Origin of the sequence: Streptococcus jiangjianxini (genome assembly GCF_040225085.1) — a bacterium.
Taxonomy (GTDB): Bacteria; Bacillota; Bacilli; order Lactobacillales; family Streptococcaceae; genus Streptococcus; species Streptococcus jiangjianxini.
The window spans coordinates 100,280-113,768 of record NZ_JBEHGL010000003.1; the positions used below are offsets into that span (position 1 = coordinate 100,280).

The following is a 13,489-nucleotide window of genomic DNA, read 5'->3' on the forward strand; positions in this document are numbered from 1 at the left end:
AAAACGTCATAATTGCTAAGAAACTTCTTAAGGTTACTCTATTATAACAAAATCAGATTTTTTTACTGTAAAAAGAATCGTTAGACTCTGCTTTTTTTTGAAGCTAAAATAGAGTATAATAGGTGAGTATGGCTAAATTCTAACTTACAGGAGGGAATGTACATGAAACAAATGTTTCTGTCAACAGGAATTGACTTCAAAGAAATTGATACGTTCGAGCCCGGTGCTTGGATTAATTTGGTCAATCCTTCCCAGGAAGAATCCCATCAAATAGCTGAGCGCTTCAATATTGACATTTCTGATTTACGAGCTCCCCTTGATATTGAAGAAACTTCTCGTATCACTGTTGAAGATGATTATACTTTGATTCTCGTCGACGTTCCTATTTATGAAGAGCGTAACAATAAAAACTACTACATGACTATTCCTCTGGGAATCATCGTCGCTGAAAATGCTGTAATTACGACTTGTCTAGAAGAATTATCTATTTTTGACCAATTTAAAAATCACCGAGTCAAAGGCTTCTATACTTTTATGAAGACACGATTCATCTTTCAACTTCTCTACCGCAATGCCATCTTATACCTAACTGCCCTACGTTCCATTGATCGACAAAGCGACCGTATCGAAGCCCAACTGGAAGATGCCACTCGTAACGAACAACTAATCGACATGATGGAGCTGGAAAAATCCATCGTCTATCTAAAGGCTTCACTCAAGATGAATGAGCGAATCGTTAAAAAACTTTCCAGCAATACCTCAAGTCTCAAAAAATACGTTGAGGATGAAGACCTGCTGGAAGATACCTTAATTGAAACCCAACAGGCTATTGAGATGGCAGGTATTTATGAAAATGTCTTAAATGCAATGGCGGAAACCTCTGCAGCTATCATCAATAACAACCAGAACACCATTATGAAAACCTTGGCGCTGATGACTATGGCATTAGATATCCCAACCGTAATCTTCTCAGCTTACGGCATGAACTTCCAAAACAATTGGTTACCTCTAAATGGGCTGCCACACGCCTTCTGGTACATTGTTTTTATCGCTTCTGTACTCAGTATGTTGGTCGTGCTTTACTTTATCAGGAAAAAGTGGTTTTGATGCTTTATAATTGGCAGTCACAAAACTACTTTTAGGATTCTCCGCACAAACCAATCCTAAAAGCTAATTAGATAAGATTATTGAGCAAATTTATACTTAGGTACCTTAACCCTGTTAACAATTTGGTACTTTCTAAACCTTCTACAAAGGCGACGATTAACTATTCCCATTTCTGAAAGGATTATCATGGATTTAAACAATCTCACTCACAAAAACCAAGAATTTATTCACATTGCTACTAAACAATTGATACAAGACGGTAAATCAGATACTGAAATTAAATCTATTTTAGAAGGTATTTTACCAAGCATCGAAGAAAATCAAAAAAATGGCGTCCCCGCTCGCTCTTTCCTCGGGGCTCCAACAACGTGGGCTGCGCAATTCACTAAATCAGAAGCAGAGATAAAAGCAGAAGCTCAAGAAGCTAAAAATACAAACCCTTGGCTCATGTGGACAGACGCTTCACTCTTTTGGCTTGGTTTCCTTGGCGTCATCACAGGTCTTCTTGCTCTCACCAATAACCAAACCCAATCTTACGGTTTGTTATCACTAATAGTTGTTGGACTGGGTGGGGGAGCCTTTCTCTATGCCACTTATTACTATATCTACCGTCATATGGGTAAAGAAAAAACCCAACGCCCCAATTTTTGGAAAAGCATTGGTCTCTTGGGGCTGCTTATGGTTGGTTGGTTAATTCTGTTTAGTGCCACTACCTTTTTACCAGCAGCTATCAACCCACAACTACCTCCACTTTTACTCATTCTAATAGGCGCAATCGCTTTTGCTGTCCGCTACTACCTCAAGAAAAAATACAATATTTTGAGTGCTATGTCAGCACAAGCGACACCTCGAAGATAACTATTAAAACCAAACATCAAAACGGATGTTTGGTTTTTTGAGTATACGACTGGAAAAACTTATTCAATAAACTAATGCATTCACACAATGACTCCCATTTAAAATGGCAAGAACTTTTATCATCGATTGAACTAATGTTTTGAGTTCTAAACTCACCAACCTTACAATCTCAACTGGGACTTCACTATTACCCTTGTACAGTTAAGCTTGTGATTCTATGAAAAGACAACTCCTTTTCGTTGTAACACACAGTCTCTTACAAATCCCCGATACCATACTCCTCGAAACCTATTAGAACATGACGTTTAAAGTTTTTTTCGTCTATAAAAAACTGGATAACCGTTACCTCCAAAACTCTCACCTATCATTATATGACGGTTAAAGGTTAACAAAATAGATACGATAATAACATCTTTTTGGTGTTTTAGGAGTTTCATATCACTTCAAAGCGAATTTGATCACAGAATGACTATTAGATATTATAAAACAAAAAACCACTCCCCTTTCGGAAAGCGGTCTAACGAATTAGTCTTCGTTTACGTAAGGCATAAGAGCCATAACGCGAGCACGTTTGATTGCTGTTGTTACTTTACGTTGGTTTTTAGCTGAAGTTCCTGTTACGCGACGAGGAAGAATTTTTCCACGTTCTGAAACGAAACGGCTAAGAAGTTCAGTATCTTTGTAATCAACGTATTCAATTTTATTAGCTGCGATATAATCAACTTTTTTACGGCGTTTAAATCCGCCACGACGTTGTTGAGCCATGTTATTTTCTCCTTATATTATAGTATTAAGTCCGTCCTAGAACGGTAGATCGTCATCTGAGATATCCATTGGGTTCGAATTACCAAACGGGCTCTCATCTCGACCAAAGTTTGGTGTTTGCGATGAAGATGAAAAACTGTTATTTGATGATTGGTTATTATAACCACCATTATAAGAATTTTGTGAACCACCTTCACGTGTAGCACGACTTTCCAACATTTGGAAATTTTCCGCAACAACTTCCGTCACATAAACACGTTGGCCTTGTTGATTTTCATAATTACGTGTCTGGATACGTCCAGTGATACCAATTAAAGCACCTTTTTTAGCCCAATTAGCCAAATTCTCAGCTGACTGACGCCAAATCACACAGTTAATGAAATCAGCTTCACGTTCACCATTTTGACTCTTGAAGTTACGGTTAACTGCAAGAGAGAAAGTGGCAACAGCAACATTGCTTGGTGTGTAGCGAAGTTCTGCGTCTCTGGTCATACGACCAACAAGTACTACATTATTAATCATAAACTACCTTCTTACGCTTCGAGGTTAACGATCATGTGACGAAGAATGTCATTGTTGATTTTTGAAAGACGGTCAAACTCATTAAGAGCGAAAGCATCTTCAGTTTCAACAGTAACGATGTGGTAAAGACCTTCGCGGAAATCTTTGATTTCGTAGGCAAAGCGACGTTTTTCCCAATCTTTTGATTCAACGATAGTAGCACCGTTATCAGTCAAGATAGAATCAAAACGTTCTACCAAAGCCGTTTTTGCTTCTTCTTCAATGTTCGGACGAATAATATAAAGAATTTCGTATTTAGCCATTGATATTTCCTCCTTTTGGACTAATGACCCCAAGACCTAGCAAGGGGTAAGTGAGGTATTCTCACAATTTACTATTATACCATTTCAAAACGAAATAGCAAGGATTTTCTTTGATTAGAAACACCATTTATCATTCGAAAGTGAAAATGTCCTATTCTGTTAAACTAGAAAGATGAGGAAAATGGAATTAACGATGACAGAGTCAAAGAAATACTTAGTGATTAAAGCCGTATGTGATGGAAAAAAACTAAAAAATAAGGCCCGTGTAGAGTTGACCCTATTTTGGTTTCAATTTTAAAAGCCCTTTTTCAAGAGCTTTTGTCTTATCTTTGGATGCCGATTGCAGGGATCGAACCTGTGACCTACGCGTTACGAGTGCGTTGCTCTACCAACTGAGCTAAATCGGCTTAACATGATTATTTTAGCACTTTAACTGATTCTGTCAAGTCCTTCACAAAATTAAAAAAGATACTTACTGCACGCTTGTAAGTACCTTTTTAATGTGTAAAATATTCGTCTAAAATATAGTTCTCCTTTCATATGTACGATTTCATAAGGAGTATATAGCGTCATTAAAGTTTTTATTAATTTCGTTATTTATATTCTGAATAATATCGTCCTCCTTTAATTCTTCAGTAAAGAGGATTGTCTCCGTTTTTATAACGGCTAATGTTAAATCTTAGCATCGTTCACCTCATTTTAATTATCCATTAACCTGAGTGACTATAACTTCTGACTTAATTGTCACCGTTCTTGTAACGTCCAATATCAAATGTTAGCATAGGCGTTCCTCCATATTGTCTTTAAACAAGTCTGAATTTACGTTTTTTATATATGCACAACCTAAGTGACATTAACAATAGTTCATTTTTTAGCACACCCTGAGTGACGCGACGACTTTATTGAGCTCAATCGGTGATTAATCACCATGTTATCAAAATAAAACTAATCTTTATTTCTCATCGTGAGAAATAAACAATACTTATTGACATCGGATTTGCCTTTAAGTTATTGGTTGCAATAACTTAAGCTGTCTCCGTTTTTATAGCGTCCTTTGTTGAATTCCATCATGAGCATTACCTCCTAATTGAAAACAAGTTCTAGAAACTTTGTCAGTAAAATGTTTTAGCCATTTCTTATACTAAAGGTTTTATCAGTGATCACTTTGATATGCAAAATGTAAAGTTATAAGGTGTAAAGTTTGCCTACTATTTATCCGAAGACTTAACTATCTCCGTTCTTGTACCGTGCGACATGTGGTTTCATCATAAGATTACCTCCTATAAATCTGTTTCTTCTGTCATCCTTTCTTGTACTTTAATTATATTGTATGCGCTTTCTTTTGTCAAGAAAAAAATATTCTTAAACACCTTTTTTATCATTCGAAAGTGATAATGCCTTGCTTAAATTGAAGCGAAAAATATCCATTTCTGAAGCCAGTATCCTTAAAGGAATTGTGTCTTAGCAGATCTGACTAAAAAATATCTCATCTTTGTCATTTCCGATGAAAAAAGAAAAACAGTACCTCTGTGAAGCTAGACTTATCCAATCGACCAGTGAAGCGCCCAATCATGACTTATACGCGGTAAAAAGTAGCTTTTAGATGACAATCAATACCGAAAGGCTATGAACGCTAGCCCATAAGGCACCGAACTACTCACCATTGATAAATAGCAATTCTTATAAACCTCATAACTCCAGATATCCTTACCAGCTTTGAACTGTCAATAAAAGATAATGGCTGCCACTATACCAACACAAGCATTAGAAATCTCTTCCACGGGAAAGCTTGGTATCCTTAAAGATTAGAAAAAACCTTCAATAGTTAAGCTATTCCTCAAATTTTCTAGTGTCTTAGGGGCTTTTTTCTGTTCAAAAGACACTTCTTTGTTACAATAGAAATATGTTAGATTTAAAAGATTACGGTATCAAAATGTGGGATGATGACAAGATTGCTTCCTTTCGTCGCACACTCTTAACATGGTATGACCAAGAAAAGCGGGATTTGCCTTGGCGGCGTACGAGCAATCCTTACTGCATTTGGATTAGTGAAATCATGTTACAACAAACACAAGTCGTTACGGTGATCCCTTATTACGAGCGTTTTTTAGAATGGTTCCCGACAGTGGCTGATTTGGCTAATGCTCCAGAAGAAAAATTATTAAAAGCTTGGGAAGGATTAGGCTACTACTCTCGCGTACGAAACATGCAAAAGGCTGCCCAGCAAATCATGTCAGACTTTGACGAAACTTTCCCATCACGATATGAGGACATCCTTTCCCTCAAAGGAATCGGACCTTACACGGCTGGCGCAATTGCTAGCATTGCTTTTCAACTGCCTGAACCAGCCGTTGATGGCAATGTTATGCGTGTCGTGGCTAGGCTTTTTGAAGTAGATTATGATATTGGCGACCCAAAGAATCGGAAAATTTTCCAAGCTATTATGGAAAGGTTAATTGATCCAGAGAGACCAGGCGATTTCAATCAGGCTTTGATGGACTTGGGAACAGATATTGAATCCGCTAAAAACCCTCGACCTGATGAATCCCCTATTCGTTTTTTTAACGCTGCTTATCTAAATGGCACTTATGATAAATACCCTATCAAGTTGCCCAAGAAGAAACCAAAACCCTTGGAATGCCAAGCTTTTATCATCCGAAATCAAGAGGGAGAATTACTCCTTGAAAAAAAGATGCAGGGACGATTATTGGGCGGCTTCTGGTCTTTTCCTATTATAGAAACGTCACTTATCGGTCAACAAACCAGTCTTTTTGAAGACACAACTCCCCTTTTAAAACCTCTTTCACAAAAAGCTAATTTTGAAAAAAGCTATGCCATAAAACCAACCTGGACCAATCGAAGTTTCAAGCAAATCAAACATACTTTTAGTCATCAAAAATGGACAATGACTTTGGTTGAAGGCCTTATTAAAAAAGAAGATCGACCAGAAGGAGAACATCTTCATTGGGTTAGCATCGATGATTTGGATAACTACCCTATGGCAACTCCTCAAAAAAAGATGTTAGCAGAATATCTGAGCAAAGAAAGATAAACAAAACAGCCTCCACACAAAAGGCTGTTTTTCTAGTCTCTATTTTAGAAAATCAAGCAATTGCTCTAAGTCGTTGATAAAAGCATCTGCTCGGCTTTGATCAATACCGAAGCGATCATCTTTCAGGGCGACCACTCTCAAGCCAGCTCCCTTTCCGGCTGCGATCCCTTTTTGGCTATCTTCGATGACTAAGGCTTGATTTTTCTCAACTCCTAACTGAGCAATAGCTTCTTGGTAGATAGCTGGGTGAGGTTTACTTTCTGGAAAATCTTCACCCGACAAGATAATCTCAAAAGCATCATACAAATCTGAACCTTTAAGAGCCCGTTCAATATCAACAATAGCCGAACTTGAAGCCAAAACCAGACGATAACCCTCCGCCCTCAAACCATGGATAACGGTTTTTGCTCCAGGCATGATGAGTTCAGGGTAAGGGGCAGGCTGTTCTTCTTTTTTCTGGCGATAAGCCTCTTCCAGTTTGGGAATATCCCAGTTATCATAATCATCACCTAGGACTAGTTGCCAAGATTGCTTGACATTGCCACCAATAAAATCTTTTGGTGCTAGATGTTCTATATTAATCCCTAGTTGCGATAAAAATTTTTTTCGACGCTCAAAGTAAAATATTTCAGTATCAAAAAGGACACCGTCCATATCAAAAATCACTGCTTTTATAGCCATAAAAATCACCTCACACCTATTGTAACACAAGAAAACCAGACAGCCGAGCCATCTGGTTTTAGGAGATTATGAAAAAGAAAAGTTTTAGGATGTTTAGAGTATATCTAACATAGCTTAAAGTTTTCTTAAGAAACAACAAGCATAGACTTAATCGTTTGTCGATCAGCCATGTCTTGATAGGCTTGGTTAATATCTTCTAATTGATAAGTATCAGTGAAGACTCTTCCTGGATTAATGTCCCCATCTAAAACGGCTTTAAGGAGAAATTCCTTGTCGTAAGTGGTGACGGAAGCCGATCCTCCACCAAACGAAATGTTCTGGGCAAACGTTGATCCAATGGGGCGGCCACTGTAATGGGGCACGCCAACATAGCCAACGCGACCTCCGTTATGAAGAACACCAATAGCCTGTTCAAGGGCAGCTTCGGTTCCGACACACTCTAAAGCAGCATCTGCTCCACCACCTAGAATGTCACGAACTTTAGCAATACCTTCTTGGCCACGTTCAGCTACTACTGCAGTGGCACCAAATTCAAACGCCAATCGTTGCCGATCTTCATAGCGGCTCATTAGGATAATTTGAGAAGCACCTCGCATTTTAGCAGCTATGACAGCACACTGCCCAACAGCACCATCTCCAATCACGACAACCTTATCTCCTTTTTGAACATTGGCACAACGAGCAGCATGATAGCCTGTAGGCATGACATCGGCTAAGGTAAGTAGAGACTTGATCATCCCTTCTGAATAGTCACTCGGCTGACCAGGAACTTTTATGAGTGCCCAATTGGCATAATGGAAGCGAATGTACTCTGATTGGAAGCCACTTGACCAGTTAGTTGGCGCTTCATGCTTGTCACAAGTTCCATCAAAACCAGCACGACAGGCATCACATTCTCCACAACCATGTGTAAAAGGTACGATGACAAAATCTCCTGGCAATACTGTCGTGATGTCAGCACCAACTGCTTCCACAATTCCTAAAGCTTCGTGACCAGAATTTTCGGAATGGCTTCCCTTGTCATCGCCATGAGAGTAGGACCATAAATCAGATCCACAAACACAGGCACGAACTACCTTGATAATCACATCATCGGCAGCTTGAATAGAGGGTTTTGTTACCTCTTCAATAATCATCTGACCAGCAGATTCAAAAATAGCAGTTTTCATTTTCATAAATTATACCTAGCCCACAACCGTCACATCAAAATAGAAAAGTCAATAGCGATGCTAAATCACCTAGCTAGTTTGACCTTCTTATAGAGATGGTCGGCGAGCTTAGTCACGTCAGTGACCAAATTATCCTTTCTGTATTTATAAATAGTGGCGCTTACATTTAGCTGCAAGCTTTTTCATTTACAACTTTTTAGACTCCATGCACTGTTTTGTATTAATGTCCCGGCTTCTTCTTTAATCGCCTGAATAGCATTAAGCACATTAGCTACAATACTGGCTTCTACCTTATAGCAACACAATCAGTTTAGAAAGTTATTTCTCCAGTGACAAGTGTTGAGCAAAGAAGTCAACCAATCTATCAAAGGGAATCTTATCCTTTTGATCATAAAGGTCTACATGGTCTGCCTCTGGAACAATCAGTAACTCTTTAGGCTCATTAGCAAGGGCGTAAGCTTCCTCAGAATGATATAGCGAGTGGGCATTTTCACCAGCGACAAAAAGAATAGGCCTTGGTGAAATATCCTTGATATTAGCATAGAGTGGAAATTGATAAAAAGACATAGGCGTCGTTGCTGTCCAAGCAGCAGTAGAGTTAGTCGAACGTTCATGGTAACCACGAGGTGTGCGATAGTAATCAAAAAAAGCTTTGGCAATAGGATCAGCATCTTCTGGCAATTGTTCAGGGAAGAGATTATCATCTGTCATAACGTTTCCAGCTGCATCAAAACCAAGCTCGTGATAGCCAAGAGAGTAATGACCAGTTTCTGTAGCCCCCTTATCCACATCTATCCAGCGTTGCTGACTAACATGAGCACGAAGTTTTGCTTTTTGATCATCGTTGTAGCTATTTTTATAGCCGAGATACATAGACTTAGACATATCGTACATGGAAGCTGTCGCCACCGCCTTGATACGAGTATCTGTCCCAGCTGCGGTCAATGCCATGCCAGACAAGCCACAGATGGCCTGGGCACCAATGCGGTCACGATTCACGTAAGGCAGGCTACCGAGATAATCAACGGCTGCGCTATAATCCTCCGTAAAAATAGCTGGTTCTGCTACGTTGCGAACAGCGCCTCCTGATTCACCTGTAAATGATGGGTCGAAGGCTAGCGCAACAAAGCCATTTTTAGCAAATTCTTGAGCATATAGGCCTGAGGCTTGCTCCTTAACGGCACCAAAAGGACCAGAGACCACTATGGCCGGCCACTGCTTGTCTTCATAGTTCTCAGGTAGGTACAAATCTGCAGCTACCTCAATCCCAAAACGATTGTTAAAATGAATCTTTTGTGTTTGGATAGTCGAATAAATGTCAAATGTTTTTGTCATCGTAAACCTCTTTTTCTAATGACTAGCTGCTAATTGTAAATTTCGTTAGACTCATTTCCAACGGTAATAGTAGTTTACCACTTAGAGTCTACTCCAAATCAAGTGCTTTATTTCATTTTCTGGTTGATAACGTCACTAAAACTTGCGGTTTATCCAATAACTCTACTAGGTCTGAATGATCACCTGAGAGTTTGCCTAACTTGGTATAAGCCCAAGAATGTTGACCGTGAAAGATTACCAGTTTGTCACTGTTATAAAGCATGATATCCCCAGTCTTAGCAGTTTGTGGCTTATCTTGACTAGGGAGTTCAATCCCTAAAGGGCCAACTTGTTCAAAGCGACCATAAGCGGTTAAACGTAACTCAAGCTCCCCTTCCAACAAGCGTTTCTCAAGTTCTTCAACTGCTGCATTCTTCTCCCAAGTGACTTCTACGGGTTTTTGGTCAATCTTTAATTGAATCTTTTGCACAGCAACCATATCTTTTTCTACCTCACTATTTCTCTGACTACAAGAAGCTAATAGTAAGATTGGTGGGATGATTACCATTAGTCTCAATAATAATTTCATCTATTTTTTATCTCTGTTTCAAATGTAGGAGATCGGTAATGTTGGATTTTAAGGTCTAAACGATCAAGTGCTTGACCAAGTTCATCATAGCGCTCCTGCATTTTTTGATGTTCTTCTTGTAACATTTCTAGGCGTGCTTGGCGTGTTTCATCTCCTTGTTGATAAAGTGCCATATACTCAATCAAACTTTCTACAGAAACACCTGCCCCTCGAAAACATTTTACAAATGCTAAAGCATCTAAATCAGTCTGTTGAAAATCACGAATGCCTGAAGCAGTTCTTGGTATCGCTGGTACCAGACCAATACGTTCATAATAGCGAATGGTACCCGCGCTTAAGCCTACAAGTTCTGCTGCCTTTTTGATATTCATAAGATGCTCTTTTTGTCGTTTGTTTTCAAATACCTTTTCTGTTGCCATATAAGGTTTTAACAGGCATCAATTCAAGTTCCTAGTCACATTCCATTCAAAATAGCCTAATGACTAGTCACTAGCGAGACTTGACTAGCTAAACAGACTTTTCAGATTTCCTCTAAAAAACATATGGACTTACAACCAAGGGGAAAATAATGATGACTGTCTGATAGCTTGCTGCTCTCCCAGAATGTGATGATAGGCTTCTTAGTCTGCCCAAACTTCCTTCGCTAAACGAAAGACTGCCCATGCTTTTGGCCATCCTGCATAGAAGGCCACATGTGTTACGGTAGCTGTGATTTCTTCTTTAGTGACACCATGATTTTTAGCATTTTGCAAATGATAGGTTAGCGAACCATCTATCACACCAGATGACATGAGAGCAACTACTGTAATAAGGCAACGAGTTTTGAGGTCTATGTCTTGATTATTCCAATTTTCACCAAATAACACATCATCATTGAAGTGGGCAAAGTCTGGTGCAAAGTCGCCAAGCTGGTCGCGTCCAGCCGTTTGTTTGATTGTTTCTACCATATTGAAACTCCTTTCTTATTTCTAGATCATTTCGGTTATTTTGCTTGTGCAGCGATATACTCTTGATCACTCACAGGTTCAAACCATTCAGCTCTACCAGCAGTTATCGCCACATGACTGAACCAGCTGTTTGATTTAGCGCCATGCCAATGTTTGACACCTGCCTGTGTAACAACAACATCTCCGGCCTTTAATTCTTGAGCTGGTTTTCCCTCTTCCTGATACAAGCCCTCACCATCGGTCACTAACAGTAGTTGATACCCGTCCTGGTGGGCATGCCAGTTATTGCGACAACCTGGTTCAAAAGTAACATTGTCAATAGCAAATTGCTTATCTGGCGCCTGAGCAAGCGCTGCTAGATAAGATTGTCCAGTAAATACCGAAGCATAGGCTTCGTTAGGTTCCCCTTTTGGGAAAATTGGTTTAAAGGCTACCATTTTATCTTCTCCTTTTCTCTTAGGATACACCTTGAAGTCAACTCTAAGTCAAGTGTTTACAGCTGTTTGATGACTCTGGCAGGAATACCTGCCACAAGTGTATTGTCCGGAACGTTCTTAGTGACCAATGCGCCTGCTGCAACGACTGCATTTTCACCAACGGTCACACCTGGCATGATCGTTGCGTCAGCGCCTATCCAGCAATTTCGCTTGAGTGTCACCGACTTGAGCTCCAATTTATGCCGATCACTAGGTTTCAAAGGATGGTTAACCGTCAAAATCTTAGCACGAGGGGCAATGAGAACATCATCTTCAATGGTAATCCCACCTAAGTCTGTCATAAAAACATCCATATTGACGTAAACATGTTTACCAAAGCTAATGTGGCGTCCAAAGTCTGTCTGAAAAGGGACATTAATGATTGTAGTTGGATTAATCTTATCTTGAGTTATTTTTTCAACGAGAAGACGTGCTGAGTCATAAGTTTGAACCTGTGTATTAAGCTCTTGGATCAAGGGTTTGTTTTCTTCTTGAATCTGACTAATAATGGTGCGCAAACCATCTGTCTCAGGCACCAATTTACCAGTATTTAAAAAGGGTTTAAAGCTCTGATCAATCATAAGGATCTCCTTTTTTAGATGTTAGGATTAGTGTACCAAACAAGAACAACCATAACAAATACTTATATAAAATACTTTATATGCCTAAAAAGCATGGTATAATAACTATCAAAAAAAGGACCTTTAATACTGAACAATGGATATTCGTGTACTAACTTATTTCGTAGCACTTGTGCAAACTAAATCGATTTCTAACGCTGCCGCTACCCTCCACATTACCCAACCCACCCTATCGCGTCAACTTAAGGACCTAGAAAATGAGTTGGGAACTGTTTTGTTTTACCGGGGTAGTCGGGAAATTCAATTAACAGATGATGGGCAATACCTTTATAATCGAGCCATAGAAATTCTCAATTTAGTTGATAAAACACAATATCATCTCCAGCAAAAAGAAGGCATCTCTGGTGAACTGACCATCGGAGCTGCTGAAAGCCAGTCGCTTGATGTCATTGCCAAGGCTATCACCAAATTAACAAGCGATTATTCCTCAACTAGCATCCACATTCGTAGCGGAAACGCTGACCAAGTCTACGAAGATTTGGACCAAGGGCTACTGGATTTTGGGATTACTATAGGAGACTTTGATAGTCGTAAATACAATCATATCTCGCTGACTAACAGAGACCGTTGGGGGGTCCTTATGCCACGACAACATCCCTTGGCTGAAAAAGGTATCGTCAATCTACGGGATATTCTTTCTTACCCACTATTAGTCTCTGCACAATCCTCTATTGATCGCAGTATATTTGCTGGGTTGGGTGATTATCGCATTGTCGGTAGCTACAACCTTATCTATAACGCAGCTCTGCTTGTAAAAGCAGGGGCTGGTATTGCACTAGCCCTAGATGGCCTTATTGACACCTCCTCTGAACATAGTGACTTGACCTTTCGATACCTTAATCATGACAACCATGATGGGATCCAAATACTTTGGAAAAAACAGGCTATCTTATCCCCAGTCGCCAAAGGATTTTTAGAAATCCTCAGAGTAGACATCCTAGATGAGAAAGAAGTGCCGCATTAACAGATAATATGCTGGAATAAAGGACCCAATAGCCCATTTATGAGATAACTGTTACCTCTTTTCCCTACTCACCTAAGTGCAAGCCCATTGAAAAGACAGAAA

The 13,489-nt window shown here is 39.5% G+C and carries 15 protein-coding genes and 1 tRNA gene; 4 read left to right on the forward strand and 12 right to left on the reverse strand.

Annotated features, from left to right (window positions below):
- Positions 1–162 precede the first annotated feature (162 nt).
- Entirely contained in the window at positions 163–1,107 is a 945-nt protein-coding gene (locus ABP870_RS02550) for a magnesium transporter CorA family protein (RefSeq protein ID WP_062711743.1), read from the forward strand.
- A gap of 186 nt (positions 1,108–1,293) precedes the next feature.
- Complete coding sequence (locus ABP870_RS02555) at positions 1,294–1,965, forward strand: DUF1129 domain-containing protein (RefSeq protein WP_350013928.1); 672 nt, start codon at positions 1,294–1,296, stop codon at positions 1,963–1,965.
- Positions 1,966–2,490: 525 nt separating this feature from the next.
- Here the strand turns inward: ABP870_RS02555 and rpsR are convergent.
- From rpsR to ABP870_RS02575, 4 genes are all read right to left on the reverse strand, one after another.
- A complete protein-coding gene (gene rpsR, locus ABP870_RS02560) occupies positions 2,491–2,730 on the reverse strand; it encodes a 30S ribosomal protein S18 (protein ID WP_000068665.1) in 240 nt (79 codons plus the stop codon).
- A 36-nt stretch (positions 2,731–2,766) separates the two neighbouring features.
- Positions 2,767–3,252, reverse strand: coding sequence for a single-stranded DNA-binding protein (locus ABP870_RS02565; protein WP_350013929.1), 486 nt, complete (start codon positions 3,250–3,252; stop codon positions 2,767–2,769).
- 11 nt (positions 3,253–3,263) lie between these two features.
- Positions 3,264–3,554, reverse strand: coding sequence for a 30S ribosomal protein S6 (rpsF, locus tag ABP870_RS02570; protein ID WP_062711734.1), 291 nt, complete (start codon positions 3,552–3,554; stop codon positions 3,264–3,266).
- Positions 3,555–3,888: 334 nt separating this feature from the next.
- Positions 3,889–3,961, reverse strand: a tRNA-Thr gene (locus tag ABP870_RS02575).
- Positions 3,962–5,457: 1,496 nt separating this feature from the next.
- Between ABP870_RS02575 and mutY the strand changes: the two genes are divergently transcribed.
- Entirely contained in the window at positions 5,458–6,606 is a 1,149-nt protein-coding gene (gene mutY / locus ABP870_RS02580) for an A/G-specific adenine glycosylase (protein WP_350013930.1), read from the forward strand.
- A 39-nt stretch (positions 6,607–6,645) separates the two neighbouring features.
- Here mutY and ABP870_RS02585 read toward each other — a convergent pair whose 3' ends face one another.
- The 8 genes from ABP870_RS02585 to ABP870_RS02620 all read right to left on the reverse strand — a co-directional run bounded on the left by ABP870_RS02585 (position 6,646) and on the right by ABP870_RS02620 (position 12,363).
- A complete protein-coding gene (locus tag ABP870_RS02585) occupies positions 6,646–7,287 on the reverse strand; it encodes an HAD family hydrolase (protein WP_350013931.1) in 642 nt (213 codons plus the stop codon).
- Between the two features lie 125 nt (positions 7,288–7,412).
- Entirely contained in the window at positions 7,413–8,456 is a 1,044-nt protein-coding gene (locus ABP870_RS02590) for a zinc-binding dehydrogenase (protein ID WP_350014010.1), read from the reverse strand.
- A gap of 318 nt (positions 8,457–8,774) precedes the next feature.
- Entirely contained in the window at positions 8,775–9,791 is a 1,017-nt protein-coding gene (locus ABP870_RS02595) for an alpha/beta hydrolase (protein ID WP_350013932.1), read from the reverse strand.
- A gap of 112 nt (positions 9,792–9,903) precedes the next feature.
- Positions 9,904–10,359: a cyclophilin-like fold protein gene (locus ABP870_RS02600; protein ID WP_350013933.1), complete on the reverse strand. Its 456-nt coding sequence runs from the start codon at positions 10,357–10,359 to the stop codon at positions 9,904–9,906.
- Positions 10,356–10,730 (reverse strand): stress response transcriptional regulator NmlR, encoded by a 375-nt coding sequence (gene nmlR / locus ABP870_RS02605; RefSeq protein ID WP_350013934.1) that lies wholly within the window; start codon positions 10,728–10,730, stop codon positions 10,356–10,358. The genes ABP870_RS02600 and nmlR overlap by 4 nt, the downstream gene beginning before the upstream one ends.
- Before the next feature lie 249 nt (positions 10,731–10,979).
- Positions 10,980–11,306, reverse strand: a complete 327-nt coding sequence (locus tag ABP870_RS02610) for a carboxymuconolactone decarboxylase family protein (protein ID WP_350013935.1) — start codon at positions 11,304–11,306, stop codon at positions 10,980–10,982.
- 35 nt (positions 11,307–11,341) lie between these two features.
- Positions 11,342–11,743: a cupin domain-containing protein gene (locus tag ABP870_RS02615; protein WP_350013936.1), complete on the reverse strand. Its 402-nt coding sequence runs from the start codon at positions 11,741–11,743 to the stop codon at positions 11,342–11,344.
- Positions 11,744–11,799: 56 nt separating this feature from the next.
- Entirely contained in the window at positions 11,800–12,363 is a 564-nt protein-coding gene (locus ABP870_RS02620) for a DapH/DapD/GlmU-related protein (RefSeq protein ID WP_350013937.1), read from the reverse strand.
- A gap of 136 nt (positions 12,364–12,499) precedes the next feature.
- Between ABP870_RS02620 and ABP870_RS02625 the strand changes: the two genes are divergently transcribed.
- Positions 12,500–13,387: a LysR family transcriptional regulator gene (locus ABP870_RS02625; protein WP_350013938.1), complete on the forward strand. Its 888-nt coding sequence runs from the start codon at positions 12,500–12,502 to the stop codon at positions 13,385–13,387.
- Positions 13,388–13,489 lie beyond the last annotated feature (102 nt).

Bases quoted from the DNA above. Each gene is read 5' to 3' on its own strand.
- nmlR (WP_350013934.1), bottom strand. From the start codon at position 10,730: ATGAATATCAAAAAGGCAGCAGAACTTGTAGGCTTAAGCGCGGGTACC.
- ABP870_RS02600 (WP_350013933.1), bottom strand. From the start codon at position 10,359: ATGAAATTATTATTGAGACTAATGGTAATCATCCCACCAATCTTACTA.
- rpsF (WP_062711734.1), bottom strand. From the start codon at position 3,554: ATGGCTAAATACGAAATTCTTTATATTATTCGTCCGAACATTGAAGAA.
- ABP870_RS02595 (WP_350013932.1), bottom strand. From the start codon at position 9,791: ATGACAAAAACATTTGACATTTATTCGACTATCCAAACACAAAAGATT.
- mutY (WP_350013930.1), top strand. From the start codon at position 5,458: ATGTTAGATTTAAAAGATTACGGTATCAAAATGTGGGATGATGACAAG.
- ABP870_RS02590 (WP_350014010.1), bottom strand. From the start codon at position 8,456: ATGAAAACTGCTATTTTTGAATCTGCTGGTCAGATGATTATTGAAGAG.
- ABP870_RS02620 (WP_350013937.1), bottom strand. From the start codon at position 12,363: ATGATTGATCAGAGCTTTAAACCCTTTTTAAATACTGGTAAATTGGTG.
- ABP870_RS02550 (WP_062711743.1), top strand. From the start codon at position 163: ATGAAACAAATGTTTCTGTCAACAGGAATTGACTTCAAAGAAATTGAT.
- ABP870_RS02625 (WP_350013938.1), top strand. From the start codon at position 12,500: ATGGATATTCGTGTACTAACTTATTTCGTAGCACTTGTGCAAACTAAA.
- ABP870_RS02565 (WP_350013929.1), bottom strand. From the start codon at position 3,252: ATGATTAATAATGTAGTACTTGTTGGTCGTATGACCAGAGACGCAGAA.
- ABP870_RS02610 (WP_350013935.1), bottom strand. From the start codon at position 11,306: ATGGTAGAAACAATCAAACAAACGGCTGGACGCGACCAGCTTGGCGAC.
- ABP870_RS02615 (WP_350013936.1), bottom strand. From the start codon at position 11,743: ATGGTAGCCTTTAAACCAATTTTCCCAAAAGGGGAACCTAACGAAGCC.
- rpsR (WP_000068665.1), bottom strand. From the start codon at position 2,730: ATGGCTCAACAACGTCGTGGCGGATTTAAACGCCGTAAAAAAGTTGAT.
- ABP870_RS02555 (WP_350013928.1), top strand. From the start codon at position 1,294: ATGGATTTAAACAATCTCACTCACAAAAACCAAGAATTTATTCACATT.
- ABP870_RS02585 (WP_350013931.1), bottom strand. From the start codon at position 7,287: ATGGCTATAAAAGCAGTGATTTTTGATATGGACGGTGTCCTTTTTGAT.